Source organism: Agromyces laixinhei, assembly GCF_006337065.1.
Lineage (GTDB): Bacteria > Actinomycetota > Actinomycetes > Actinomycetales > Microbacteriaceae > Agromyces > Agromyces laixinhei.
The window spans coordinates 1,852,426-1,877,540 of the sequence record NZ_CP040872.1 but is presented as its reverse complement, the minus strand read 5'-3'; the positions used below and the strand labels follow the sequence as shown (position 1 = coordinate 1,877,540).

The following is a 25,115-nucleotide window of genomic DNA, read 5'->3' as shown; positions in this document are numbered from 1 at the left end:
CGTGGACTACACCTTCGCGGGGCTGCCTCTGCATGTGCTGCTCGTGCACGCCGTCGTGGTGCTGACGCCGCTGCTCGGCCTCCTCCTCGTCGTGATCGCTGCGTGGCCGGCCGCCCGCCGCGTGCTCTGGCTGTCGGCCGTGATCGGCGCGGCCCTCCTCCTTCCGCTCGGACTCGTCACGATCGAGGCCGGCAAGTGGCTCGAAGCGCGCGTGCCGCCGGCACCGCTCATCGAGGTGCACACCGCACAGGGTGAAGACATCGTGCCGTGGCTCGTCGCACTGCTCGTGCTGGCGGTGCTGGTGGGCGCGTGGGCGCTCGTCGAGCGCAGCGCTCTGCGACGCGGGGCTGCCGCGGGGGCCGGCGCCGAACGCACGCCGAGCCGCGGCATCCGCATCGCCGTCGGCAGTGTGCTCACGGTCGCGGCCCTCGCGGTCGCCGCGGGCTCGACCTGGACGCTCGTGCAGATCGCCGAGGCGGGCAGTCGCGCCGTCTGGGAGGGCTCGTTCAGCGATGAGCCGCTCGATGGCTGAGCAAGCGCCGCGGCACCGGTCTCAGCGCCGGCGGAACGTGATCGGGTCGCCGAGGTAGGGCTCCCATGCTGCGCGCTCCGCCTCGACGATGCGACGCGGCCGCTCGGTCGCCGAATCGACGAGCACGACCGTGGTGACCGCGCGCGTGTACAGCACCCGGGGGGCCACCCCGGCCGGCGAGAAGACCTCGTAGCAGACGTCGAGGCTCGCACCGCCCATGTGGCCGATCCAGAGCTCGATGTCGACCGGTTGACGCTGATACGGGATCGGTGCGAGGTACTCGACCTCCTGGCGTGCGATCAGCGTGTTCGTGGTCGCGCCGGGCGTGGCGTCGAGCACCGCGGTCGACGCACCGACCGCGTGTTCGGAGGTGTCGTCACTGACCCAGAACGCCTGGATTCGAGCCTCTTCGAGCAGGCTCAACATGCGGGCGTTGTTGACGTGCCCGTATGCGTCGAGGTCGCTCCACCGCAGCGGAGTGGGCACGTGCAGGCGCATGTCAGTGCCTGGTCAGCTTGCGGTACGCGGAGCGGTGCGGTTTCGCCGCGTCGGGGCCGAGTCGCTCGATCTTGTTCTCTTCATACGACTCGAAGTTGCCCTCGAACCAGTGCCAGTACGACGGGTTCTCATCGGTGCCCTCGTACGCCAGGATGTGCGTCGCGATGCGGTCGAGGAACCACCGGTCGTGAGTGATGACCACGGCGCAGCCCGGGAACTCGAGGAGCGCGTTCTCAAGGCTCGACAGGGTCTCGACGTCGAGGTCGTTGGTGGGCTCGTCGAGGAGCAGCAGGTTGCCGCCCTGCTTCAGCGTGAGTGCGAGGTTCAGACGGTTGCGCTCGCCGCCCGAGAGCACACCGGCCGGCTTCTGCTGGTCGGGTCCCTTGAAACCGAAGGTCGAGACATAGGCGCGCGAGGGCACCTCCGTCTTGCCGACCTGGATGTAGTCGAGGCCGTCGGAGACGACCTCCCACAGGGTCTTCTTGGGATCGATGCCGCCGCGCGACTGATCGACGTACGAGATCTCGACGGTCTCACCGACCTTGACATCACCGCCGTCGACGGGTTCGAGACCGACGATCGTCTTGAAGAGCGTGGTCTTGCCCACGCCGTTGGGGCCGATGATGCCGACGATGCCGTTGCGTGGCAGCGAGAAGCTCAGTCCGTCGATGAGCGTTCGGTCGCCGAAGCCCTTCTTCAGGTTCTTCACCTCGAGCACGATCTGGCCCAGACGCGGGCCCGGCGGAATCTGGATCTCTTCGAAGTCGAGCTTCTTCGTGCGCTCAGCCTCTGCGGCCATCTCCTCGTAGCGGGCGAGTCGAGCCTTGGACTTCGCCTGACGACCCTTCGCGTTCGAGCGCACCCAGTCGAGCTCGTCGGAGAGGCGCTTCGCGAGTTTGGCGTCTTTCTTGCCTTGGACGCTCAGTCGCTCCTGCTTCTTCTCGAGGTAGGTCGAGTAGTTGCCCTCGTAGGGGTAGAGGCGACCGCGGTCGACCTCGCAGATCCACTCGGCGACGTGGTCGAGGAAGTACCGGTCGTGGGTGACGGCGAGCACGGCGCCCGGGTACTTGGCGAGGTGCTGCTCGAGCCAGAGCACGCTCTCGGCGTCGAGGTGGTTGGTGGGCTCGTCGAGGAGCAGCAGGTCGGGCTTCTGGAGGAGCAGCTTGCAGAGTGCGACGCGGCGCTTCTCACCGCCCGAGAGCACTGAGATCTGCTCATCGCCCGGCGGGCATCGCAGGGCGTCCATCGCCTGCTCGAGCTGCGAGTCGAGGTCCCACGCGTCTGCGGCGTCGATCGCCTCCTGCAGCACGCCCATCTCAGCGAGCAGGGCATCGAAGTCGGCGTCGGGCTCGGCCATCGCGAGGGAGATCTCGTTGAAGCGATCGATCTTCGCCTTGATCGGCCCGACCCCCTCTTGCACGTTCTCGAGCACCGTCTTGGTCTCGTCGAGCACGGGTTCCTGCATGAGGATGCCCACCGAGTAGCCGGGGCTCAATCGTGCCTCGCCGTTGGACGGCTGGTCGAGACCGGCCATGATCTTCAGGATCGTCGACTTTCCGGCGCCGTTCGGGCCGACCACGCCGATCTTCGCTCCGGGAAGGAACGCCATCGTCACGTCATCGAGGATGACCTTGTCGCCGACCGCCTTGCGGGCACGGACCATCGAGTAAATGTATTCAGCCATGTCGCCTACCAGTCTATGGTGCGGGTCTGCCCGACGAGACAGGTGCCGGTGCCGAGCAGCGGTCGCACCGCCCCGTGATACCCGTCGGACTTCGGACCGTACTGGCCGACGAGGCACTCGCCCTGGAAGACGACTGAGAACTGCATCGAGTCGGCCGGATCGCCGATCGTCGTTGCGTCGGCGGTGACCTGCATCTGCGCCTTGTCGAACCCGGCAGCGACGAGCGCGTCGATGAAGTCCCGCCCCCCGGCCGCGGCGTTCGCGGCGATCACGCCGGCGTTCACCCAGTCGAAGTAGGGCAGGTTCTCGGTCGCGGAGAGTTCGGGATGGAACTCGGGTGCTGTCGCAACGGGTGTGCCGAGGTCGGCCGGGGTCGGCCGACTGGTCGCGGGCGCCGTCGGTTGCGGATCGTCGACGGTGCACGCCGTCAGGCCCACGAGGATCGCGACCCCGGCGATTGCCAGGGTCGCGACAGTGCCGAACCGCCGTCTCATCGTTCCCCTCACCGGCGGTGCCGACCGCCCGAGCCGAGTCTAGGCGGTACACCGTCGAACTTGGCTCGGGCCGAGCAGGGTCGAGCCGCGGGACATCATGCTCGGTCAGCGGGCGAACGACGCTTCGAGTTCGGGAACCTCGAGATCGTCTTCGTCGCCGGCGGCCTCGACGACGACATCGGCTGTCGCCCACGGGGAGGAGCCGTCGACCGTCGCCGGGTCGGCGCCTTCCGCCGTCGACTCGAGCCCGTCGGCCGGCTCGCCGGGCGACGACTCCGCCGCCGTGCCATCCGCCGCACGTGTGGATCTCACCTTCGAGTAGGTGCTGACGCACCAGGCGAGGTCATGCCCGATGGAATCGGCCTCGATCTCGACGGCCGTGCCCGACCGCTCACCCGTCTCCCACGCCCGCAGCCGGAGCCGCCCCCTGACCATGAGGCGCTCGCCCTTGCGGATCGAGAGGCTCGCGTTGACCGCGAGCTGGCGGAACGACGAGATCGTGTACCAATTGGTCTCGCCGTCTTCCCACGTACCCTTCTCGCGATCGAACACGCGCCGCGTCGAAGCGAGTCGGAACGACGTGATGGCGAGTCCTCCGTTGGTGACGTGGTGCTTGGGATCGGTTCCCACGACACCCGTCACGGTGATGTTGTCGGTCATGTGCTGCACTCCTTGATCGAATGCCGCCGCGAGTCGACGGCACGCGGCTCCGGGATGGCGCTCGTGCCGGATCGTCACCCCGGAGCCGCGTTCCGATCAGCATCGCGGGCGCCCCGAGACATCCGCTCGTTGCAGACGAAGCCGTGCAGAAGTCGGCCGACGCCTCGAATGTGGAGGAGGAGTCGAGCGACCTAGAGTTGCAGCATGAGCCATGTCGCCCGCCCCGAACGCTATGACCGCATGCGCTACAACCGGGTGGGCCGCAGCGGCCTCAAACTCCCGGCGCTCTCGCTCGGGCTCTGGCACAACTTCGGGCACGAGCGCTCCTACGACACGCAGCGCGCGATCGTTCGCCGCGCCTTCGACCTCGGCGTCACGCACTTCGACCTCGCGAACAACTACGGCCCGCCGCCCGGCAGCGCCGAGGTGAACTTCGGCCGCATCCTCGCCGACGACCTCATGCGGTACCGCGACGAGCTGATCATCTCGTCGAAGGCCGGGTACGACATGTGGCCCGGTCCATACGGCGACTTCGGCTCGCGCAAGTACCTGCTCGCCTCGCTCGACCAGAGCCTCGCGCGCCTCGGCCTCGACTACGTCGACATCTTCTACTCCCACCGGCCCGACCCTGAGACACCCATCGAAGAGACGATGGGCGCGCTCGCATCGGCTGTGCGCCAGGGCAAGGCGCTCTACGTCGGCATCTCGAACTACGACCCCGACCAGACTCGGGCCGCCGCCGCCGCGCTCGCAGCCGAGGGCGTACCGCTCCTCATCCACCAGCCCCGGTACTCGATGTTCGACCGGCACATCGAAGACGGGCTGTTCCCAGCGCTCGAGGAGGTCGGCGCGGCGAGCATCGTCTTCTCGCCGCTCGCGCAGGGCCTGCTCACCGACCGGTACCTGGGCGACGACGTTCCCGCAGATTCACGGGCTGCGACGAGCCGTTTCCTCTCCCCCGACCGAATCAGCGGCGAATACCTCGAGCGTGCCCGGGCGCTCGACGCCCTCGCGCGCGAACGCGGGCAGACGCTCGCACAGCTCGCCCTCACGTGGGTGCTGCGCCAGCCGCTGGTCGCGAGCGCGCTCATCGGCGCCTCGAGCGTCGCTCAACTCGAGCAGAACATCGCCGCGCTCGACGCCGCGCCGCTGACCGATGACGAGGTCGCCGGCATCGAGCCGTTCGCCGCGCACGGCACCGTGCTCGGCTGAGTTCGGCGCGCGCCGAACGTCGCGGCGTCGACTGTTCGAGTGCTGAGCGGATGTCGGTGGCCCGCCGTACTCTCGTGACACACCGCAGGGCCGGCTGCACACGAGAGGAGCGACATGTCCGCGACCATCATGACGGGCGCGCGCAGGCGCGAACCATTCCCCGTCGACGTGCCCGGCCTCCAGATCTCGCCCGCTGCTCCGGGCCTGTGGCGGGTCACCCGCCCGCAAGGCGCGGTGCTCGGGCACATCGAGCAACGCGGCGTGGGCGTCGAGTCGCGATTCGGAGCGAGACGACTCGTCGCGGGCGGCAGCCGCTCGATCGAGCTCGGCGAGTTCTGGTCGTCGCGCGACGCCGCCGAGGTGTTCCGGTGAGATCCGGCGCCGACGGGCGCCGCCGAGGTCACGCAGGGTGAATTCGGGCACGCCGTCGGCGTTCGGCAGCCGATGCTCGACCGCGCGGTAATCTGCGGCCATGCAGTGGTGGAACGATCTCATCTCCTGGCTCGGTTCGAACGAGGCACAGCCTGCGGTCTTCTCCGCCGTCGTGTTGTTCTTCGCGGTGATCGCCGCCGGGCTTCTCGCCGTGTGGATCGCCAATCTCGCCATCAAGCGTCTCGTCGCGCAGCGTGACCGTGAGGCGAAAGCCGCAGCGATCGCCACCCTCGTCGATGCCGCGACTGAGGCGTCGGTGTGGAACTCGCTGACGCCGCAGGAGCAGGTGCTCGCCGACCGTGCCGTCGGTCAGGCCGACATCATCGTGCGGCTGCTCCCCATCCGCGGCTCGGATGCCGCGGCGAACTGGGCCGCCCACCAGCTCCACGAGCTCAAGCGGGCGTCGGCGACCTTCGGGTACCAGCTCGACCCCGCCGTCGTGGAGTTCCGCGATCGCCTCCTCGAGTGGCAGCGCCACCCGGGGCGCGCCCGCCGTCAGTTCCTGAACGACCTCGAACGCTGGCGCTCACAGCGTCAGGATCCCGAGCAGGTCGCCGTCGATCAGCAAGACAACTGGGTCGCCGAGCAGCACCGGCAGCGCTACCAGGCCGGCGCCACCATCGCAGATGACTCCGTCGAGGTCACCGACCCCGTGGTCACCGCGAACACCGCGCCGACACCGACGAGCGACCGCCTGCGCTGACGCTCAGCGCCACCAATCGTCGAACATCGACACCGGCACGCTCCGCTTGTGCCGAGTCTGCAGGAACCGAGCTTCGATGCGCTCGGCGACGTCATCGTCGATCTGCTCCCCCTCGAGATAGGCGTCGAGGTCGCGGTAACTGAGGCCGAGGTTCGCCTCGTCGGGCTGGCCGGGATCCGCGTCGAGCAGATCCGCTGTCGGCACCTTGACGACGAGCCGCTCCGGGGCTCCCAGATGCTCGAGCAGCGCACGACCCTGACGTTTCGTGAGCCCCGAGAGCGGCAGCACATCAGCTCCCCCGTCGCCGTGCTTGGTGAAGAAGCCGGTGACGGCCTCTGCGGCGTGATCGGTGCCCACGACGAGTAGCGCGCCCTCGCCCGCGACCGCGTACTGCGCCACCATCCGCATGCGCGCCTTCACGTTGCCCTTGCCGAAGTCGCTGAGGGGCGCGTCGGCGGCGGCCGCGAAGTCTGCGGTGAGTCCGTCGACTGCGCCCTTGATGTCGAAGACGATCGTCTCCTGCGGTTCGATGAAGGTCAGCGCCAGCTGAGCGTCGTCCTCGTCGCGCTGCACGCCGTACGGGAGTCGAACCGCGACGAAGCGGGCCGAGACCCCTTCGGCACCGAGTTCGGCAACGGCGATCCGGCACAACCGGCCGGCGAGCGTGGAGTCCTGGCCCCCGCTGATGCCGAGCACGAGTCCTTCTGCTCCCGTCGCGAGCAGGTACGACTTCAGGAAGTCGATGCGCGCGCGCACCTGCTCCGCGGGGTCGATGACCGGAACGACATTGAGTTCGGCGATGATTCGCGACTGCAGCTCTCGCATGCCACGACGATACCGCCGACGTGTTTCCGGCATGCGAACGGATGCCCCGCCGCATCGCTGCACCGTCGATGCAGGCCTCCGCTAGCATCGCGACAGGCACCGTCGTGCCCGGAACGGAGTGACGCCCATGGATATCTCGATCGGAACCATGGTGCTCGTACCGGCGATCGCCGTCGCCGCACCGCTGCTCGTGCGCGCGATCGGCCGTTGGCTGGTCATCCCCCTCGTCGTGTTCGAGATCGCGCTCGGCCTCCTCCTCGGGCCCGCGGTGCTCGGCTGGGTCGTCCCAGACGACTTCGTGACCCTGCTGTCGGAATTCGGCCTGGCGATGCTCTTCTTCCTCGCCGGCAACGAGATCGACTTCCGCGCCATCCGCGGGCGGCCGCTGAGCCGGGCGGCGATCGGCTGGATCATCTCGCTCGCGGCCGGCATCGGCATCGCCGCGGTCATCGCCGTCGACCTGCCGGCGGCCGCCTTCATCGGCATCGCGCTGACCTCGACGGCGCTCGGCACGATCATGCCGGTCCTGCGGGACTCGGGCGACCTCCGCACCCCGTTCGGCATCGCCGTCATCGCGCTCGGAGCGGTCGGCGAGTTCGGGCCGTTGCTCGCGATCTCGCTCTTCCTGAGCGGTCGCAGTCCGGTGCTCGCGGCGGCCGTGCTCCTCTCCTTCGCCGTCGTCACGGGCGTCGCCATCTGGCTCGCCGCGAAGGGGGTCGGCAAGCGCCTGCACCGGATCATCACCTCGACGCTGCACACGAGCGGGCAGTTCGCGGTGAGACTCGTCATCTTCATGCTGCTCGCCCTCGTGGCCCTCAGCATCGTGCTCGACCTCGACATGCTGCTCGGGGCGTTCACCGCCGGCGTGCTCTACCGACTCCTGCTGTCGGGCGCACCCGAACACGACGCGGAGATCGTCGAGACGAAACTCGAAGCGGTCGGCTACGGGTTCCTCGTGCCCGTGTTCTTCATCTACACCGGGTTGACCTTCGACCTCGCGGCGCTCTTCGGCGACGTGCGCACTGCGGTGCTGTTGCCGATCTTCCTCGTGCTGATGCTGCTCGTCCGCGGCCTGCCCTCACTCCTTGCCGCTCCCGCGGAGTCGAGTCGGCGCGATCTCGTGGCGACCGCGCTGTTCGGCGCCACCGGACTGCCCATCATCGTCGCCGTCACGGCGATCGGCGTCGACAACGGAGATCTGCCGAGCGGTACGGCTGCCGCCCTGGTCGGGGCCGGCATGCTCTCGGTGCTGCTGTTCCCGCTCATCGCCCTGGCCATCCGCAAGAACCGATCAGGTGCTCCGACTCCGACCCCCGAAGACGATCCGTACGTGCCCGTCGAAGGGTGATCCGAACTCACTTCGGTATGCTGGCATCCGCGCCCCCGTAGCTCAGCGGATAGAGCAGGAGCCTTCTAATCTCTTGGTCGCAGGTTCAATTCCTGCCGGGGGCACCGTCCCGATCTGATGTCGGAGTGCCCCGATAGACTCTCAGCATGCCTACATCGAGTGACCGTCTGGTCTGGATCGACTGCGAAATGACCGGACTCGACCTCGAGGTCGATGAGCTCGTCGAGATCGCCGTCATCATCACCGACTACGACCTCAATCCCGTCGATGCTGGGCTCAGCATCGTTATCAAGCCCGATGCCAGCGCGCTCGAGTCGATGGGCGGGTTCGTGCGCACGATGCACACGCAGTCGGGTCTCATCGAAGAGATCCCCAACGGCGTCACCGTCGCCGACGCCGAGTACCAGGTACTCGAGTACGTGTTGCAGCATGTCCCCGAAGCACAGAAGGCACCGCTCGCCGGCAACTCCATCGGCACCGACCGTGCGTTCCTCGTGAAGTTCATGCCACGACTCGACGCGCACCTGCACTACCGCAGCGTCGACGTCTCGTCGATCAAAGAGCTCGCGAAGCGCTGGTTCCCGCGGGCCTACTTCAACTCGCCCCAGAAGAACGGCGGGCATCGCGCCCTCGCCGACATCCTCGAGTCGATCCGCGAACTGCACTACTACCGGCGCGCGGTCTTCGTCGCCGAGCCCGGCCCCACCACGGCCGAGCTCCAGTCGCTGTCGACGACCGTGGTGAACGAGTTCGCCTCCAAGGTGTAGTAGGCTCTGTGAGTTGCCAGATCGCTTCGGCGGTCGACACATGGTGGGTATAGCTCAGTCGGTAGAGCGCCTGGTTGTGGTCCAGGAGGCCGCGGGTTCAAGCCCCGTTACTCACCCCAAGTATGTTTCCCGCTCCACGCTGGGTTCCCGTTCACGTCCGTCGCAATCTCGATCGGAGCCGCTCGTGGACTTGAATGCCGAAGACTTCGAGGCGATCGTGGTCGATGAACTCGATCAATTGCCCGACGATATGGTCGACGGACTCGAGAACCTCGTGTTCGTCGTCGAAGATCGACCTGAAGACGGCTCGCTCGACCTGCTCGGCCTCTACGAGGGCTTTGCACTGACCGAGCGCGATCGCTACGGGCTCGGTGAGATGCCCGACCGCATCATCCTCTTCCGTGAGCCCCTCCTCGCGATGTGCGCCGATGAAGACGAGCTCCGTGACGAGATCCACGTCACGCTCGTGCACGAGATCGCGCACTTCTACGGCATCGACGACGACCGGCTGCACGAGTTGGGCTGGGCGTGACCCCTGCCGGGATACGCTGACGTCATGAGCATCACCCCCGGTCGCATCATCGGCGTCGCTGTCGGCGCGATCGCGATCCTCGGCATCGGAGTCTACGGCCCGGCGATGCTCCTCGGCCCGCTTCCCGCAGTGAGCGTCACCGTCGCAGAGGGCGCTGCCTCAGCGCCGTCTGGAGCCGACGCGGCGACTGTGACGCTCCCCGCCGAGGGTGCGAGCGCGATGGCGGTGCTCGGCGACGACGACGCCGCGACGACCCTCGCCGTCGGCGGCGACACCGAGACCGTGCCGATCGGCGCGGCCGTGAAACTCGTCACCGTGCTGGCGACCCTCGACTCGCTGCCGCTGCCACCCGATGGCGGCGGCCCCGACATCACCATCGGGCCAGAGGACTACACCGACTACCTCCGTTACGCCGCTGAAGATGCCAGAACGCTCCCGGTGCTGCCGGGCGAGAAGTGGACGGAGCGCGACGTCGTGCGCGCCGTGCTGCTCGCCTCGAGCAACAACCACGCCGACACCCTCGTTCGGTGGGCCTTCGGCGGTGTCGAACCCTACGTCGAGGCGGCGAACACCTGGCTGGCAGAGAATGGGTTCACCGCAACCCGTGTCGCCGATGCCACCGGGCTTTCGGGCGACAACGTCGGAACCGCCGAAGAACTCACACGTCTCGCCGCCCTCGCACTCGCCGATCCCGGCATTGCCGGGTTGTTCGGCCTCGATGGCACGACGCCCTCGGTGGCCGGTGAACGGAACGTCCCCGATGCCGTCGCCCACCTCGGCGATGCCGGTGTGCGCGCGCTCACTCGCGGCTACACCGACGAAGCGGGCGTGGGCTTCGTGTACACCACCACCGTGCCGGCACTGTCCGATCAGCCTCCGTACCGTTTGGTGGGTGCGATGACGCTCATGCCCGACTGGGACACGCTCGATGCCGCCGTCGTCGCGGCCGTCGAGTCGAGTGCGCAGTCGGCGACGCCGGGCGAAGTGATCACGGCCGGCACTCCGTACGCCAGTGTCGAGGCCGCGTGGGGCGACCGTGCCGATCTCATCGCCTCGGTCAGCCGCACTGATGCATCGTGGGGCGACCGTGCCGATCTCATCGCCTCGGTCAGCCGCACTGATGCATCGTGGGGCGGCAGCGTCGCGGAGGCATCCGTCACGGTCGAGCCGTTCACAACCGCGTCGTCCGGCAGTGATGTCGGGCGCATCAGCGTGCCGACCGCAGCCGGCGAGGTCGGCTCACCGCTCGAACTGGCAGGCGCCATCCGCGACCCGGGCCCGATCTGGCGCCTCACGAACCCCGCCGTGCTCATCGAGGCGTTCTTCGCCGATCAACAGGGCTGAGCGGCCGGTCGATCCCGGATAGCCGACGGTGTCAGTCGTTCTCGTCGTCGGATTCGACCGGATCTGAATCGTCGGCATCGAATCGGAACTGCACGCGCATCTGACCGTTGACCTCTCGCTCATCGACCGCGTCGTACCAGAACAGCGACTCGAGACCGTCGACTGCGGCGACCATGCCGACGCGCCGCTCGGGCTTGCCGCCGACGAGGACGCGCTGCTCGAACTCCCCCTCGAGCGGCCCATCGAGGAACTCCGCGACGTACTGGGCGCCTGTATCTGTGCTCATGCCACTACCGTAGCCCTCACCCGCGGTCATCATCGGCGACGCGCACACGCACATCGGCGCGTAGCGCGGGCGCGAAGCGTGCGACGTACCGGCGCCACTGCCGCTCCCACATCTCCCAGTACGGATCGAAGGCACCTGCGTCGCGCGCGAGGGCCCGGCGCTGTCGAACGTGCGGCGAAGCTTCGACCCACACGTCGACCGCCTCGACGTGCGCCACCGCGGCGAACGCGCCGCACCCCTCGATGATGAGCACCCGACCGGGTCGGATGCGTTCGACCGATGCGACGCGGCCGGCTGCCCAGTCCCACCGTCGCCACTCCCCGACGGCACCGCGAGCTCGTCTGGCGACAAGCCCGTGCGCGAGCGACGCACCGGCCGACTCGAGACCGTGCCAGCCCGGGTAGACGTCGTCGAGGCGCACGAGTTCGGGTGCGGCGCCCGGCCACGCGCGCACAAGCGCATCGGCCAGGGTGCTCTTACCCGATCCGCTCGGCCCGTCGATCGCGACGACCCGCGGCCGAGCGGCCCGACATTGCTCGAGAATGCGGTGCACAGCGGATGCTTCGGCGCCGGTTGCGAGCACCCCGCCCGAGGCGACCGCCGTCACGTCCACACCGGATGGAACGTGCCCGTCCATACGGCAGCGCCGATGGCGAGCACGGCGATGCCGACGGCGATGCCGAGCAGCGCGGCATTCGGCCCGCCGACGCGAGACTCGCGTGCCCAGGTGCGCGGCTGATCGGAGCCGAAGCCGCGCGCCTCCATCGCCGTGGCGAGCTTGCTGCCGCGCCGGATGGCGAGCACGAGCAGAGCGAATGCCATGGTCGCGAATCGGCGGATCGCCCCATGATCGCCGATGCCGCGGGCACGACGCGACAGCGCCATGGCACGCCAGTCGTCCATGAAGAGACCGACGAGACGTGCGCCGGCCAGCGCGCCGAGCACGAAGCGGCTCGGAAGACGCGCGATCTGCGCGAGTCCATCGGCGAGCTCGGTCGGGTCGACGTTCATGAAGAGCAGCACCGCGGGCAGGCCGATCGCAAGCACGCGAACGGTGACTGCGACGGCGAGCTCGATCGATCCGTCGGTGATGCGAGCGAGCCAGAACGACCAGTACTCGGTGCCCTCCGGCCTGCCGTAGAGCAGCATGCTGAGGCCGGCGATCGGTGCCGCGATGAGGATCGGCCAGGTGCGAGCGACGAGCACCCTCGGCGTGACCCCCGCCATCGCGAAGAGCACGAGCTGCGCGACGAGCGCGACCGCGGCGCTCACCCAGTCGACCGTCAGCAGCAAGGGCGTCGTCAGCAGCATCGCGGCGGCGAGACGGCTGACCGGGTTCACCCGGTCGACGAGATGCAATCGCGGGGTCGCGCTCATACTGCCGCCTTCAGGTGCAACGCATCGCTGCCGAGATCGAGGTGCTGGTCGCCGAGCGCCTCGAGGTATGCCGCATCGTGGGTCACCGAGAGCAGGGTCGTGCCCTCGTCGACGAGCCTGCGGAGCAGCGTCACGAGCTCGATCCAGGTGAGGCGATCCTGGCCGAACGTCGGCTCGTCGAGGATGATGACTCGGGGCTGCGCGACGAGCGCGCACCCGACCGTGAGGCGTCGCTGCTCGCCGCCCGACAGGGTGAAGGGGTTGGCCCCGGCGAGCCGGTCGAGTCCCAGTCGTTCGAGCACCTCTCCGGTGCGTCGCGCCGTCGTCGCCGCGTCGAGTCCGAGTGCTCGCGGTGCGACCTCGAGTTCACGCTGCACGGTCGACGCGACGAACTGGTGCTCGGGCTCTTGGAACACGGTGCCGATGCGAGTGAGCAGTTCGCGCGACCGCCACCGGATCGGATCCGTCTTGAGACCTGCAGCGAGCTCTTGCGAGGCGCGCACTCGGCCGCCGAGGGGCGGCAGCAAGCCGCCCATGGTGAGTGCGAGGGTCGACTTGCCGGCACCGTTCGGCCCCGTGAGCACCGTCGAGGTGCCGCGCAACAGCGTGAGTGCGAGTTCGTCTCGGATGACCGCGTCGCTTCGGCGACCGATCGCGAGATCGGCGCATTCGAGATCGACGACGGATGCCGCGGACGCGGGCCGTGCGGCCGACTCCGCCGGAACGACACCCGGCACCCACACCCCCGCCGCGAGCAGTGCGTCGCGCTGCTCGGCGATGACGGCGGCCGGCTCGCCGTCGGCGATCAGCCGCCCGTCGCGGCCGAGCACGACCACCCGTGTGACGAGGTCGATCCAGACGTCGACGCGATGCTCGACGACGACGAAGGTGGCTCCGGTGCGTTCGAGCGTGTTCGCCACGGCCTGCCGAACCTCGAGGACACCCGCGGGGTCGAGGTTCGCCGTGGGTTCGTCGAGCAGCAGCAGTCCGGGCGCCATCGCGAGTGCACCGGCCAACGCGAGTCGCTGCTTCTGCCCGCCGGAGAGCGAACTCGTCGGATGATCGAGCGGAACGTCGAGCCCGACCTCATCGAGCGCCCGCCGCACGCGCGGCCAGATCTCGTCACGCGGCACGCCGAGGTTCTCGCACCCGAACGCCACGTCGTCGCCGACTCTCGCGAGGATGACCTGGGAATCGGGATCCTGCAGCACGAGGCTCGCCCGACCCCGCACTGCACCCGGCCACTCGCCGTCGATTCGCAGAGAGCCGGCCTCCTCGCCCTCTTCGGCTCCGCCGTGAACGCCGGCGAGCGCGTGCAGGAGGGTCGACTTGCCCGACCCCGACGGACCGAGCAGCAGCACTCGCTCCCCCGGCGAGATGACGAGGTCGATGCCGTCGAGCGCCGCCCGCTTGCGTCCGGCGTGACGCCACCCCCACCCGTGCGCCTCCACGTGCGCGGGCCGGGCCGCACCGGAATCACGGGCCATGTCAGACCCGCTGCGCGACGTCTTGACCCGCCGCGAAACGACTGAGTGCTCCGGTCGCGGCGAGGCCCCGCACGATGAACCAGCCGAGGAGCCCTGCGAGCACGGCGCCCGAGATGACGACGGTCGTGAGGTAGAGCCCGAGGAACTCGGGCGACTTCTGCAGGTTGCCCGAGGTGAAGAGCTCGAGGGTCCACGCCGCGGCCCCGGCGGCCGCGCCTGCGAGCATCGCCGGAACCACCCCGAACCGGCGGTACGCGAAGACGGCGAAGATCAGTTCGGCGCCGAGTCCCTGCATCACCCCGGAATAGATCGTCTCGACGCCCCACTGATTGCCGATGAGCGCAGAGACGATCGCTGCGAGCAGCTCGACGAACAGGGCTGCGCCGGGCTTGCGGATGATCAGTCCGCCGAGCACGCCGCCGATGAGCCAGATGCCGACGGCGATGCCGCCGAGCCCGGGTGTGAACGCGTCGGCGGCGCTGAACCACGCGTAGCCGATGTTGTTCCAGATGAGGAACAACAGGCCGGTCGCGACGCCGATGACGCTTGCGACGACGATGTCGACGACTCGCCACCGGAGATCCCGCTGCGTGCGGGGCGTCGAGGGGCTGCTGGTTTCTGATGCTGCAGTGTGCACTGTCGTGCCCTTTCGATTCGAGGAAAGTGGCACGGGAAATTGAGATGTGGTTGGCCTCCCTGCGCTGGCATGACCCAGATCAGGTTCGACGGTCGAAGGTTGAGAACCTTCCTCTCAGCCCGGCTCACCGGACTCCCGTGTTCGATCACGAGTATACGCCGAAGCGCAGGCGACCGAAGCGGCGCCCGCGCCGCAGCAGCAAATCGGGCTCGGTACCGGTCAGTGCTTGAGCGCGCGGATGACCCACCGCAGCGCCTTGCCGGTGACCCACACGAGCGGGGTGGCCACGAGCAGCAGCCCGATGAGATTCGGCTCGAACCGAACGTCACCCCCGCGACCGACGTATGCGCCCAACGGAATGGAGAGCCCGCCGCCGCCACCGCCGCTGCCGCTGCCCTGGCCGTGGATGTCCTTGCCGCCGCCTCCAGCGCCCCCACCGCCGTCGCCGCTGCCACTGCCACCGCCGAAGCCGTAGTACCCGAGCGCGACGGGGATGACCTTGGTGCCATCGACGTCGACGGCGTCGCCGTAGGAGGTCTTCACGCCGACACCGGCGACGGTGCCCGCAAGTTCCAATACGAGATCAGTCATACCGGCAACGCTACCCGCGCCCCGGCTCCCGAGCCAGCCCCCCGCGAGAAACCCGACCTCGACTCAGCGCACGTCGTTGCCGTCGGCATCTTTGCGCCGAGACGACTCCACCCGGTCTGCGGCCGGTCGAACGAGCGACGCCGGTCGCACCGCCCCGCGGCCGAAGCGGGCCGTCACCTCGTCGATCGTGCGCTCGGCCTCACGCCACTCCTCGTCAGGGTCCCACAGCATGGCGCCGCCGCCACTCGACAGGCGGAGTTGCTCGGCCCTCACTCCGATGAGACGGATGCGGGCTCCGTCGCCCGCGAGTTCGCCGAGTGCAGCGGATGCCTCGTCGTAGATGCGACGCGCGACGTCGGTGGGTTCTCCCAACGTGCGAGAGCGCGTGACGGTGCGGAAGTCGCCGTACCGGAGTTTCAGTACGACGGTGCGCCCGACGAGCCCGGCCCGGCGCAGCCGCACGGCCACATCGCCGCAGAGCCGGAGCAGTTCGCGACGCAACTGCTCGAGGTCGGTGAGGTCGTACCCGAAGGTCACCTCGTGGCCGATGCTCTTCTCTTCGCGCCCGGTGACGACGTCGCGTGCATCGACACCCATCGCGAGATGGCCGAGCTTCGCCGCGAGTGCGGAGCCGACGGCGCGTTCGAGCGCATCGGCGGGCATCGCTGCCACGTCGCCCACGGTGCGGAGACCGATGCGGGTCAGCGACTCCTCGGTGACCCGGCCGACGCCCCAGAGCGCAGAGACCGGCAGCGGGTGCAAGAACTCGAGCGTGCGGTCGGCCGGCACGACGAGCATGCCGTCGGGTTTCGCCCGGCTCGAAGCCACTTTCGCCACGAACTTGGTCGCGGCCACCCCCACCGAGCAGTTCAGTCCGGTCTCGTCACGAACCCGGCGCCGGAGGCTCCACGCGATCTCAGCAGGGCTGCCGTGCAATCGACGTGCACCGGAGACGTCGAGGAACGCCTCGTCGATCGAGAGCTTCTCGACCAGTGGCGTGATCTCTTCGAAGATGGCCATGACGCGGCGCGAGTACTCGGAGTAGCTCGCGTAGTCGCCGTGCAGCACGACGGCGCTCGGGCACCGCTGCAGCGCGAGCGACATGGGCATCGCCGAGTTGACCCCGAACCTGCGTGCCTCGTAGCTCGCCGCCGACACGACCCCGCGCCCCGCGGTGCCGCCGACGAGCACGGGCTTGCCGCGAAGATCTGGTCGCTTCAGCAGCTCGACGGAGACGAAGAAGGCGTCCATGTCGACGTGCAGGATCGGTGTCGCCGAATCGTCGACCGGCCCCGTCGTGACCTGGCGCGACGAGCCATCCTGCTTGCTCATGATGCGACCCTATCCGGTGCCGCCGTCATCTCCGCCGCCGTTGTCACCGCGCCGCGCCGCCCCGGATTCGACGGTCAGAACCCGAAGTCGCCGCCACCGCCGAAGTCGCCGAAGCCGCCGAAATCACCACCCGAGTCGGCACCGGAGGCATCGGAGCCGCCACCCGAGTCGGCACCGGAGGCATCGGAGCCGCCACTCGCTTCGAAAGCCGCCGGGTCGGGCAGAAACGCCTGCGCGATCGCCGAACCGACGACCACACCGGCCACGGTGCCGAGGAGCGACCCCGCGAACATGCCGCCGAACGATGGACCGCCGTGCTGCCGGCGTCCGCCCGCGGCATCCGCTCGATCGAAGGCGCGCTCGACGCTGCCGGGCGCCCGGAACTCGGCTCGGGTCGCGGCACGCGCCAGCGCGCTCGGTTCGTCGGAGACGGGTCGTTCGCCGGCGGGCGCCTCGGAGCTGAGCGACGCGAACACCGCCTGACGCTGCTGCGGCGTGAGCTTCGCGAACACCTCGGCGTGCACCGCCTCGACCGACTCGGGCGGGGCGGTGCGCAGCAGGTACCGGTAGCGCTCGACCGCGAGCTCATCGTCGCTCAACCTCCGGCCGGCCGGCCCGGCCTGCGGTGTCGGCGGTTCGGCGGGAACCCCGCCGAAGATGCGGTCAAGGAATCCCATGGTGTCCTCGTCAATCGTTCAGGGGACGACCACTCTACGGTCGCGAGCATTGAACCCGCTGAGAGCCCGCGGATGTCTCGCTCCTGCGGTCTCGCTCCTGCGGTCTCGCTCGGCGGAACGCCGCTACGCGCTCTGGCCTGCGCGTTCGAGCACGAGTTCGCGTACTCGCGCGGCATCCGCCTTGCCCTGCATCGCCTTCATGACGGCGCCGATGACCGCGCCCGCGGCCTGCACCTTGCCGTCGCGGATCTTCGCGAGCACGTCGGGCTGCGAGGCGAGCGCATCGTCGATCGCGGCGACCAGTGCACCGTCGTCGGAGACGACCGCCAGACCGCGGGCATCGACGACCTGCTGCGGCGAGCCTTCGCCGCCGATGACACCCTCGAGCACCTGGCGGGCCAGGCGATCGGTGAGCGTTCCGGAATCGACGAGTTGTGCGAGCTCGGCGACGTGCTCGGGCGAGACGAGGCCCGACGCGTCGACATCGGAGGCGTTCGCGAGACGGGCGATCTCACCCGTCCACCATTTGCGGGCGGCCGCCGGGGTTGCGCCGGCGTTCACGGTCGCCTCGAGTTCGATGAGCAGGCCCGAGTTCGCGACATCCTGGAACTCGAGGTCGGTGAAACCCCACTCCGACTTCAGACGACGACGGCGTACGGCCGGCGGCTCGGGCAGGGCCGCACGGAGACCGTCGACGAGCTCTTTCGAGGGCACGACGGGCAGCAGGTCGGGCTCGGGGAAGTACCGGTAGTCGTCGGCGTCGGACTTCGGACGCCCGGCACTCGTCGCGCCCGTGTCTTCGTGCCAGTGACGTGTCTCCTGCGTGATCGTGCCGCCGCCTGCGAGAATCGCCGCCTGACGCTGGATCTCGTAGCGCACGGCGCGCTCGACCGAGCGCATCGAGTTGACGTTCTTCGTTTCGGTGCGCGTGCCGAGCTGCGCTTGACCGCGTGGGCGGAGCGAGACATTCGCGTCGCATCGGAGGTTGCCGCGCTCCATGCGCGCTTCGGAGATGCCGAGCGAGAGCACGATGTCGCGGATCGTGGCGACGTATGCCTTCGCGAGCGCCGGGGTGTCGGCCTCGCCGCCGAAGATCGGCCGCGTGACGATCTCGACGAGCGGAACGCCCGCACGGTTGTAGTCGACGAGCGAGTACTCCGCGCCCTGGATACGGCCCGTCGAGCCGCCCACGTGCGTGAGCTTGCCCGCGTCCTCCTCCATGTGCGCGCGCTCGATCGGCACCGTGAAGACCCGGCCGTTCTCGAGCTCGACCTCGACCTCGCCGTCGAAGGCGATCGGCTCGTCGTACTGCGAGATCTGGTAGTTCTTCGCGAGGTCGGGGTAGAAGTAGTTCTTGCGTGCGAACCGGCTCGACGGGGCGATCTCGCAGCCGAGCGCGAGGCCGAGGCTGATCGAGTACTTCACGGCGTCGCCGTTGACGACCGGCAGCGAGCCGGGCAGGCCGAGACAGACCGGCGTGATGAGCGTGTTCGGCTCTGCGCCGTGGAATTCTGAGTTCGCGGGGTTCGGAGCCGAGGAGAACATCTTGGTCGCGGTGTTCAGCTCGACGTGCACCTCGAGGCCGATGACCGGCTCGAAGAGCTCGAGGGCCGTGTCGAAATCCATCAGTTCAGCGCGGGCCATCAGAGTGCGCCTTCCTCGGTCGCGGTGAGCTCATGGGCGGAGAGATCTGGCGCCTGCGCGAGCAGCGGGCCGCCCCAGCGCTCCTCGAGCAACTGCTCGAGGGCACCGCCCACGTTGTACAGGCGTGCGTCCTGACGCGCCGGCGCGAGGAACTGGATGCCGACCGGCAAGCCGTCTTCGGGCGCGAGGCCCGAGGGCAGCGAGATGCCCGGAACGCCCGCAAGGTTCGCGGGAATCGTCGCGATGTCGTTCAGGTACATCGACACCGGGTCGGCGAGCTTCTCGCCGAACTTGAACGCGGTGGTCGGCGCCGTCGGCGAGGCGAGCACGTCGACGCCCGCGAAGGCCGCATCGAAGTCGCGTTGCACGAGCGTGCGAACCTTCTGCGCGGAGCCGTAGTAGGCGTCGTAGTAGCCGGCCGAGAGAGCGTAGGTGCCGAGGATGATGCGTCGCTTCACCTCGGGGCCGAAACCGGCCTCGCGGGTTGCCGACATGACCTGCTCGACCGTTCCGCCGCCCTGGGGCGTGACGCGCAGGCCGAAGCGCACCGAGTCGAACTTCGCGAGGTTCGACGATGCTTCGGCGGGCAGGATCAGGTAGTAGGCAGCGATCGCGTACTCGAAGTGAGGCGCGGAGACCTCGACGATCTCGGCGCCCTGCTGCGCGAGCAGCTCGAGCGATTCGTGGAAGCGCTGGCGCACCCCGGCCTGGAAGCCCTCGCCGTCGAGTTGCTTGATGACGCCGATGCGGAGGCCCGAGACATCCGCTCGCCGCACGGCGTCGGCCATCGACGGCCACGCCTCGGGAATCGACGTGGAGTCGAGCGGGTCGTGCCCGGCAATGACGTCGTGGAGCAGGGCGGCATCGAGCACGGTGCGGGTGACGGGGCCGATCTGGTCGAGCGAGGAGGCCAGGGCGATCGAGCCGTAGCGGCTGACCGCGCCGTACGTCGGCTTCACGCCGACCGTGCCGGTGACATGCGCCGGCTGGCGGATCGATCCGCCGGTGTCGGACCCGAGCGCGAGCGGGGCTTCGAACGCCGCGACGGATGCCGCGGAGCCGCCGCCCGAGCCGCCGGGGATGCGGTCGAGATCCCACGGGTTGTGGGTCGGCCCGTATGCCGAGTGCTCGGTCGACGAGCCCATGGCGAATTCGTCCATGTTGGTCTTGCCGAGCGGGATCATGCCCGCCTCGCGCACCTTCGTGACCGGAGTCGCGTCGTACGGCGGCACCCATCCGTCGAGGATGCGTGAGCCGGACGTCGACGGCATGCCCTTCGTGACGAGCACGTCTTTGATCGCGATCGGCACGCCCGCGAGCGGCCCGAGGGGCCCGCCCGCTGCACGCAGGCGGTCGACCTCGGCCGCAGTCTCGATGGCTCGCTCGCCCTCGACGTGGAGGAACGCGTGCACGGCGCCGTCGACGGCCGCGATGCGGTCGAGGTGCGCGCGCGTGACCTCGACCGAGGAGACCTCGCCGGCCGCGAGCTTGTCGCCGAGGGCGGACGCGGTCAGGCGGGTCAGTTCGTCGCTCACTGCTCTTCTCCAAGGATCGCCGACACCTTGAACCGCGAGTCGTCAGACTCGGGTGCACCCGCGAGCGCTTCGTCGGCGGTCAGCACCGTCGCGCCCACGACGTCGTCACGGAACACGTTCTGCATCGGGATCGGATGACTCGTGGGCACCACGTCGGGCGTTGCGACCTCGCTCACCTTCTCGACCGCGTGCATGATCTGGCCGAGCTCCGTCGTGAGGTGCTCGATCTCTTCATCGGTGAGCGCGATGCGGGCGAGGCTGGCGAGATGCGCGACCTGCTCCGCAGTGATTTCGGACATGCTGCTCCGTCGTCTCGGAAAGGGGATGCATCGATTCTATCGGGGCTTGCCGAACAGCCCGATGCCGTATGTGTGCAGCAGTTCGTACGCGTCGGCGTAGGTCTGCGGCTCTTCGTCGTCGGGGCTGCCGAACTTCGCGAGCAGCAGCCCGAGCAGGCCACGCGCGGGCGGGCTCAGCGGCTTGTCTTTGTGCGCGTGCCCAGGGTGCGGAGAGGTCGCCTGCGGGTTCGGCGGAATGTACTGTGGGCTCGTCGACGGCCACGTCGCCGGATGCCGCGGCGTATCGAGATTGACCGCGTTGAACATGTCGTTCGCCTCGGCGTCACGCCGGGTGAGCGGCTTCAGTCCGTGCAGCTTCGCGAGCGTCGCGATGACGGCGCCGTGGTGCATCTCGTCGTTGATCACGCTGCCCGCCCGCGTGTAGGCGGAGACGGCGATCGCCGGAACGCGGCATCCGAGTCGGTCGAAGCGGAAGCCCATCTCGCCCGGCGGATCATCGACCCCCGGGGGCGTCGCCGTGGGCGGCGGCGCGTGGTCGTAGCATCCGCCGTGCTCGTCGAAGGTGATCAGCAGCATCGTGTTGAGAGCGTTCGAACCGTCAGACGACGCGCTCTCTTTGATCGACGAGTAGATCTCGTGGATGAGCGCCTCACCCGCCCGCACGTCGGAGATCGCACTGTCGACGACCTCGGCGCCGTCGACGTTGCTCGCTCGGAGTTTGCCGAACGGCGGGTGGAAGTCGTTGTGGTTGTAGGTCATGCGCGGCTCGATGAACGCGTAGGCGGGCAGGTTGCCGTTCTTCACGTCGTCGTGGAACTGCTCCATCGTCGCGAAGCGCTCGGTTCGCCAGTACTTCTCGAGCACGGGTGCGTGCAGCACTCCGGTGAACGAGACGAGCTGGAGTTCGTCGAAGTAGATGCGCCACGAGATTCCGGCGTCTTCGAGGCGATTGAAGATCGTCGGCGTGGCCGGGGCGTCGAGCCACTTGGAGTAGCCGCCGCCGTGCTTGTTCGTGACGAAGCCGTGCGAGGTCGAGGCGTGGAAGAACGAGCGATTGCAGAACGTCTGCGAGGGCACGCCGGCGTGCCAGGCGTCGAACACGCCGAAGTTCTTCGCGAGCGTCGAGAGCACGGGCAACATCTCGGTCGAGAAGGAGCCCATGATCTGCGCCAGGTCAGCGGGGTCGGGCGGCGTGCCCTTCTTGAGGCGTTCGTAGTTCACGAGGTAATCGGTCACGAACCCGTTCATGGCGGGCTTCGCGCCGGGGTGCGGGCTGTTGTACGGCGCCTCCATGCCCTCGACGAAGAGCTTCGCGTTGCCGGGCGGGTCGATCGTGTTGAAGATCTGCGTGTTGACGTGCGGGAACTCCTCACCCGGATCGGGGTTCGGACGCCCCATGATCACATCGGTGGCCCCCTCGTAGACGTGCGCCGCGATCGACGTGCCGTCTGGCGCCGTGTTCGCGTACTCGCCGAATGCGAGCCCGTCGAACTGCTGGCCGTCGGGCAGGTCGTCGGGCGTGTACAGCCAGCCGAGCAGGTTGTCGAACGAGCGGTTCTCGCCCATGACGACGACGAGATGGTCGAAGCCCGCCTTCTCACGGGGGCTGAAGCTCGCGAAGTCGTCGGAGCCCTCCCGGTAGCCGAGTGTGTGACCGATCGTTGCACCGATCGCTGCGCCGGCACCGCCGCCCACCACGGCTCCGGCGGCGGCCACACCCCCGAGTCTCAGGAAATCGCGGCGGCTCGAACCTTCGGCGCCGGGCGCCGGCCGGGCCTCCTCGTGCGCGTTCTCGTCAGTCACCGATTCTCCCTCACATCGCTTCCGATCTGTGCGTCGTTCTCGATCACTCGAGTGCGGCCGGTCCTTCACTCACCAGCCGTGCGAACTGCGCTGCGTCGAGCACCCGGATGCCGAGCTCTTCGGCCTTCGCGAGCTTCGAGCCGGCGCCGGGGCCGGCCGCGACGAAGTCGGTCCTCTTCGAGACGCTCGACGCCGCCTTGCCGCCCGCTGCGATGATCGCCTCCTGCGCACCCTCTCGGCTGAACCCTTCGAGCGACCCCGTCGCGACGACCGTGACTCCCGCGAGCACTCCCCCGGCCTCACCGGCGGCGCCGGGCCCCGGATGATCCTTGATGAAGAACTCGACGCCCGCCTTCTCCCACCGGTCGACGATGTCGAGGTGCCAGTCGACCCCGAACCACTCGATGAGCGAGTCGGCGATGATGCCGCCCACGCCCTCGACTTCTGCGAGCTGCTCGCGAGTCGCGGCTCGGATCGCATCGAGTGAGCCGAACCAGTCGGCGAGCGCGCGTGCGGCGACCGGGCCGACGTGGCGGATGTTCAGCGAGACGAGCAGCCGCCACAGCGGCTTCGTCTTCGCCTTCTCGAGCTCGGCGAGGAGCGTCGTCGCCGCTCCTGACGGACCGACCTCGCGGAAGTTCTTCGTGACCCCTGCCGCACGGCGTTCGGACGGCGTCATCGCCTCGGTGCCCGGCGGGTAGCTCGCGGGTCCGAGCTTCTGGAACGGCGCGCGCCTGATCGGCTCACCCGACACGTCGTCGACCTTCGGCTCGCCCGTCTCGGCGTCGCGCACGACGACCTCGATCGGCACGAGTTCGTCGAGCGTGAGGTCGAAGAGGCGGGCCTCGGTCGCAAGGGGCGGCTCGGCCGGCACCGACGGCTGTGTGAGGGCCGCCGCCGTGACCTCGCCGAGTGCCTCGATGTCGAGGCCGCCACGCGACCCGATGTGCTCGACCCGCCCGCGCACCTGTGCCGGGCACGACATGGCGTTGGGGCAGCGCAGGTCGATGTCGCCCTCTTTCATGGCCCGCAGCGGCGTGCCGCACTCGGGACAGAGCTCTGGCATCTGCCACTCGATCTCGGTGCCGTCGCGCAATTGTGCGACCGCACCCAGGATCTCGGGGATGACGTCGCCCGCCTTGCGGAGCACGACGGTGTCGCCGATGAGCACGCCCTTGGCCTTCACGACCTGTTGGTTGTGGAGCGTGGCCTGCCGCACCGTCGAACCGGCGACCTTCACGGGCTCCATGACGGCGTACGGGGTCGCCCTGCCAGTACGACCGACGCCGACCACGATGCCGAGGAGCTTCGTGTGCACCTCTTCGGGCGGGTACTTGTAGGCGATCGCCCAGCGCGGGGCGCGGCTCGTCGCCCCGAGTTCGTCGTGCAGCGCGAGCTCGTCGACCTTGACGACGATGCCGTCGATCTCGTGCTCGACGTCGTGGCGATGCTCGCCGCGCTCGGCGATGTAGCCGGCGACCTCGTCGACCGTGCCGAACACGCGGGAATGCGGCGAGACCGGCAACCCCCATGCGGCGAGGAGCGAATAGACCTCGGACTGGTTCTGCATCTCGGGCCGGGCCGACGACGTACTGTGCCACGCTCCGATGCCGTGCAGGTACAGGGCGAGTCGGCCGAGGCGCTCGCGCATGAGCGAGAGCTCGACCGGGTTCTTCCGCTCACGGCGTTGGCGGAGGCTGCCCGCTGCGGTGTTGCGGGCGTTCGCGAACTCGGGGTACTTCGTGGGGATCACGTCGGCCGGCCGCCCCTTGGCGATCTGCTCGGCCTCGAACGCCGCCTGCAGTTCGTGCTGGCGCTCGTTCAGCTCCTCGAAGTCACGCGACGGCAGGAACACCTCACCGCGCACCTCGAAGAAGGCAGGATACCCATCGCCTTCGAGTCGCTGCGGGATGACGGGGATCAGATCGACGTTCTCGGTGATGTTCTCGCCGACACGGCCGTCGCCCCGCGTCGTCGCGGTCTCGAGCACCCCGTCGCGATAGGCCAGGCTGATCGCCAGTCCATCGATCTTCAGTTCGGAGAGCCAGCGCACGGGTCGCCCGGCCGCGGCGGCCGTCTTCGTCGCCCAGTCGCGGAACTCGTCGATCGAGAAGACGTTGTCGAGGCTCAGCATGCGTTCTGCGTGCTCGTGCTCTGGAAAACCCGCGGAGACGATCGCCGCGCCGACCTGCTGGGTCGGGCTGTCTTGGCCGGAGAGCTCGGGGAACGCGCGTTCGAGCGCCTCGAGACGGTGGAACGCGGTGTCGTACTCGGCATCGGAGAGCGGCGAGTCGCCATCGCCGTAGTACGCGAGCCGCGCGCCCTCTATGCGTTCTGCGAGCGCGTCGGCTTCGGCACGGGCGGCTTCGAACTCGATTGGAATGTCGCTCACACGCCCATAGTACGAGGGACCGAT

The 25,115-nt window shown here is 68.8% G+C and carries 26 protein-coding genes, 2 tRNA genes and 1 riboswitch; of the genes, 10 read left to right on the top strand and 18 right to left on the bottom strand.

The features are described 5' to 3' along the window. Position 1: 1 nt before the first annotated feature. Positions 2 to 532: a hypothetical protein gene (locus tag FHG54_RS08820; protein ID WP_139416940.1), complete on the top strand. Its 531-nt coding sequence runs from the start codon at positions 2 to 4 to the stop codon at positions 530 to 532. Between the two features lie 21 nt (positions 533 to 553). Here the strand turns inward: FHG54_RS08820 and FHG54_RS08815 are convergent, their stop codons facing one another. From FHG54_RS08815 to ssb, 4 genes are all read right to left on the bottom strand, one after another. Further along, positions 554 to 1,030, bottom strand: coding sequence for an acyl-CoA thioesterase (locus FHG54_RS08815; protein WP_139416939.1), 477 nt, complete (start codon positions 1,028 to 1,030; stop codon positions 554 to 556). 1 nt (position 1,031) lies between these two features. Then, positions 1,032 to 2,714 carry an energy-dependent translational throttle protein EttA gene (gene ettA, locus FHG54_RS08810; RefSeq protein ID WP_139416938.1) on the bottom strand — a complete coding sequence of 561 codons (1,683 nt, stop codon included), beginning with the start codon at positions 2,712 to 2,714 and terminating at the stop codon, positions 1,032 to 1,034. Positions 2,715 to 2,719: 5 nt separating this feature from the next. Continuing rightward, positions 2,720 to 3,208: a DUF6993 domain-containing protein gene (locus FHG54_RS08805; RefSeq protein WP_139416937.1), complete on the bottom strand. Its 489-nt coding sequence runs from the start codon at positions 3,206 to 3,208 to the stop codon at positions 2,720 to 2,722. Between the two features lie 105 nt (positions 3,209 to 3,313). Continuing rightward, positions 3,314 to 3,868 carry a single-stranded DNA-binding protein gene (ssb, locus tag FHG54_RS08800; protein WP_139416936.1) on the bottom strand — a complete coding sequence of 185 codons (555 nt, stop codon included), beginning with the start codon at positions 3,866 to 3,868 and terminating at the stop codon, positions 3,314 to 3,316. A gap of 204 nt (positions 3,869 to 4,072) precedes the next feature. Here ssb and FHG54_RS08795 point away from each other — a divergent pair, with 204 nt between their 5' ends. The 3 genes from FHG54_RS08795 to FHG54_RS08785 all read left to right on the top strand — a co-directional run bounded on the left by FHG54_RS08795 (position 4,073) and on the right by FHG54_RS08785 (position 6,215). Further along, a complete protein-coding gene (locus FHG54_RS08795) occupies positions 4,073 to 5,080 on the top strand; it encodes an aldo/keto reductase (RefSeq protein WP_139416935.1) in 1,008 nt (335 codons plus the stop codon). Between the two features lie 114 nt (positions 5,081 to 5,194). Further along, positions 5,195 to 5,452, top strand: a complete 258-nt coding sequence (locus FHG54_RS08790) for a hypothetical protein (protein WP_139416934.1) — start codon at positions 5,195 to 5,197, stop codon at positions 5,450 to 5,452. Between the two features lie 100 nt (positions 5,453 to 5,552). Next, on the top strand, positions 5,553 to 6,215 hold the full coding sequence (locus FHG54_RS08785) for a hypothetical protein (RefSeq protein WP_139416933.1): 663 nt from the start codon (positions 5,553 to 5,555) through the stop codon (positions 6,213 to 6,215). A 3-nt stretch (positions 6,216 to 6,218) separates the two neighbouring features. On the opposite strand, the gene nadE is transcribed toward FHG54_RS08785, so the two are convergent. Continuing rightward, positions 6,219 to 7,040 (bottom strand): ammonia-dependent NAD(+) synthetase, encoded by an 822-nt coding sequence (nadE, locus tag FHG54_RS08780; protein ID WP_139416932.1) that lies wholly within the window; start codon positions 7,038 to 7,040, stop codon positions 6,219 to 6,221. Positions 7,041 to 7,167: 127 nt separating this feature from the next. On the opposite strand from nadE, the gene FHG54_RS08775 reads away from it, so the two are divergent. The 6 genes from FHG54_RS08775 (at position 7,168) to FHG54_RS08750 (ending at position 11,031) form a co-directional block, all read left to right on the top strand. Continuing rightward, entirely contained in the window at positions 7,168 to 8,388 is a 1,221-nt protein-coding gene (locus FHG54_RS08775; protein WP_139416931.1) for a cation:proton antiporter, read from the top strand. Between the two features lie 31 nt (positions 8,389 to 8,419). After that, positions 8,420 to 8,492, top strand: a tRNA-Arg gene (locus FHG54_RS08770). A gap of 42 nt (positions 8,493 to 8,534) precedes the next feature. Next, positions 8,535 to 9,155: an oligoribonuclease gene (gene orn / locus FHG54_RS08765; RefSeq protein ID WP_139416930.1), complete on the top strand. Its 621-nt coding sequence runs from the start codon at positions 8,535 to 8,537 to the stop codon at positions 9,153 to 9,155. A 43-nt stretch (positions 9,156 to 9,198) separates the two neighbouring features. Then, positions 9,199 to 9,274 (top strand) — tRNA-His (locus tag FHG54_RS08760). A 131-nt stretch (positions 9,275 to 9,405) separates the two neighbouring features. Beyond that, positions 9,406 to 9,687: a metallopeptidase family protein gene (locus tag FHG54_RS08755; protein WP_415858798.1), complete on the top strand. Its 282-nt coding sequence runs from the start codon at positions 9,406 to 9,408 to the stop codon at positions 9,685 to 9,687. Between the two features lie 24 nt (positions 9,688 to 9,711). After that, the gene (locus FHG54_RS08750; RefSeq protein WP_139416928.1) at positions 9,712 to 11,031 is read left to right on the top strand and encodes a D-alanyl-D-alanine carboxypeptidase family protein; all 1,320 of its coding nucleotides are present in this window, start codon (positions 9,712 to 9,714) and stop codon (positions 11,029 to 11,031) included. 31 nt (positions 11,032 to 11,062) lie between these two features. On the opposite strand, the gene FHG54_RS08745 is transcribed toward FHG54_RS08750, so the two are convergent. The 13 genes from FHG54_RS08745 to ligA form a co-directional block, all read right to left on the bottom strand. Continuing rightward, entirely contained in the window at positions 11,063 to 11,317 is a 255-nt protein-coding gene (locus FHG54_RS08745; RefSeq protein WP_139416927.1) for a hypothetical protein, read from the bottom strand. A 16-nt stretch (positions 11,318 to 11,333) separates the two neighbouring features. Continuing rightward, positions 11,334 to 11,924: an AAA family ATPase gene (locus FHG54_RS08740; protein WP_233437735.1), complete on the bottom strand. Its 591-nt coding sequence runs from the start codon at positions 11,922 to 11,924 to the stop codon at positions 11,334 to 11,336. Further along, on the bottom strand, positions 11,921 to 12,694 hold the full coding sequence (locus FHG54_RS08735; RefSeq protein WP_210415420.1) for an energy-coupling factor transporter transmembrane component T family protein: 774 nt from the start codon (positions 12,692 to 12,694) through the stop codon (positions 11,921 to 11,923). The genes FHG54_RS08740 and FHG54_RS08735 overlap by 4 nt, the downstream gene beginning before the upstream one ends. Further along, positions 12,691 to 14,181, bottom strand: a complete 1,491-nt coding sequence (locus tag FHG54_RS08730) for an ABC transporter ATP-binding protein (RefSeq protein ID WP_139416926.1) — start codon at positions 14,179 to 14,181, stop codon at positions 12,691 to 12,693. Before FHG54_RS08730 ends, FHG54_RS08735 begins: the two co-directional genes overlap by 4 nt. Position 14,182: 1 nt before the next feature. Then, positions 14,183 to 14,818, bottom strand: a complete 636-nt coding sequence (locus FHG54_RS08725) for an ECF transporter S component (RefSeq protein ID WP_139416925.1) — start codon at positions 14,816 to 14,818, stop codon at positions 14,183 to 14,185. Positions 14,819 to 14,857: 39 nt separating this feature from the next. Next, positions 14,858 to 14,967: riboswitch (TPP riboswitch) on the bottom strand. Between the two features lie 70 nt (positions 14,968 to 15,037). Then, positions 15,038 to 15,409, bottom strand: a complete 372-nt coding sequence (locus FHG54_RS16365) for a hypothetical protein (RefSeq protein WP_157001298.1) — start codon at positions 15,407 to 15,409, stop codon at positions 15,038 to 15,040. A 63-nt stretch (positions 15,410 to 15,472) separates the two neighbouring features. Beyond that, a complete protein-coding gene (locus FHG54_RS08720; protein ID WP_139416924.1) occupies positions 15,473 to 16,741 on the bottom strand; it encodes a DNA polymerase IV in 1,269 nt (422 codons plus the stop codon). A 74-nt stretch (positions 16,742 to 16,815) separates the two neighbouring features. Then, positions 16,816 to 17,418 (bottom strand): hypothetical protein, encoded by a 603-nt coding sequence (locus tag FHG54_RS08715; protein WP_139416923.1) that lies wholly within the window; start codon positions 17,416 to 17,418, stop codon positions 16,816 to 16,818. A gap of 123 nt (positions 17,419 to 17,541) precedes the next feature. Next, positions 17,542 to 19,062 (bottom strand): Asp-tRNA(Asn)/Glu-tRNA(Gln) amidotransferase subunit GatB, encoded by a 1,521-nt coding sequence (gatB, locus tag FHG54_RS08710; RefSeq protein ID WP_139416922.1) that lies wholly within the window; start codon positions 19,060 to 19,062, stop codon positions 17,542 to 17,544. Beyond that, positions 19,062 to 20,597: an Asp-tRNA(Asn)/Glu-tRNA(Gln) amidotransferase subunit GatA gene (gene gatA, locus FHG54_RS08705; RefSeq protein WP_139416921.1), complete on the bottom strand. Its 1,536-nt coding sequence runs from the start codon at positions 20,595 to 20,597 to the stop codon at positions 19,062 to 19,064. Before gatA ends, gatB begins: the two co-directional genes overlap by 1 nt. Then, positions 20,594 to 20,896, bottom strand: coding sequence for an Asp-tRNA(Asn)/Glu-tRNA(Gln) amidotransferase subunit GatC (gene gatC / locus FHG54_RS08700; protein ID WP_139416920.1), 303 nt, complete (start codon positions 20,894 to 20,896; stop codon positions 20,594 to 20,596). Before gatC ends, gatA begins: the two co-directional genes overlap by 4 nt. A 36-nt stretch (positions 20,897 to 20,932) precedes the next feature. After that, complete coding sequence (locus tag FHG54_RS08695; RefSeq protein WP_139416919.1) at positions 20,933 to 22,699, bottom strand: alkaline phosphatase family protein; 1,767 nt, start codon at positions 22,697 to 22,699, stop codon at positions 20,933 to 20,935. A 43-nt stretch (positions 22,700 to 22,742) separates the two neighbouring features. Continuing rightward, positions 22,743 to 25,091: an NAD-dependent DNA ligase LigA gene (ligA, locus tag FHG54_RS08690; protein ID WP_139416918.1), complete on the bottom strand. Its 2,349-nt coding sequence runs from the start codon at positions 25,089 to 25,091 to the stop codon at positions 22,743 to 22,745. Between the last annotated feature and the right edge of the window lie 24 nt (positions 25,092 to 25,115).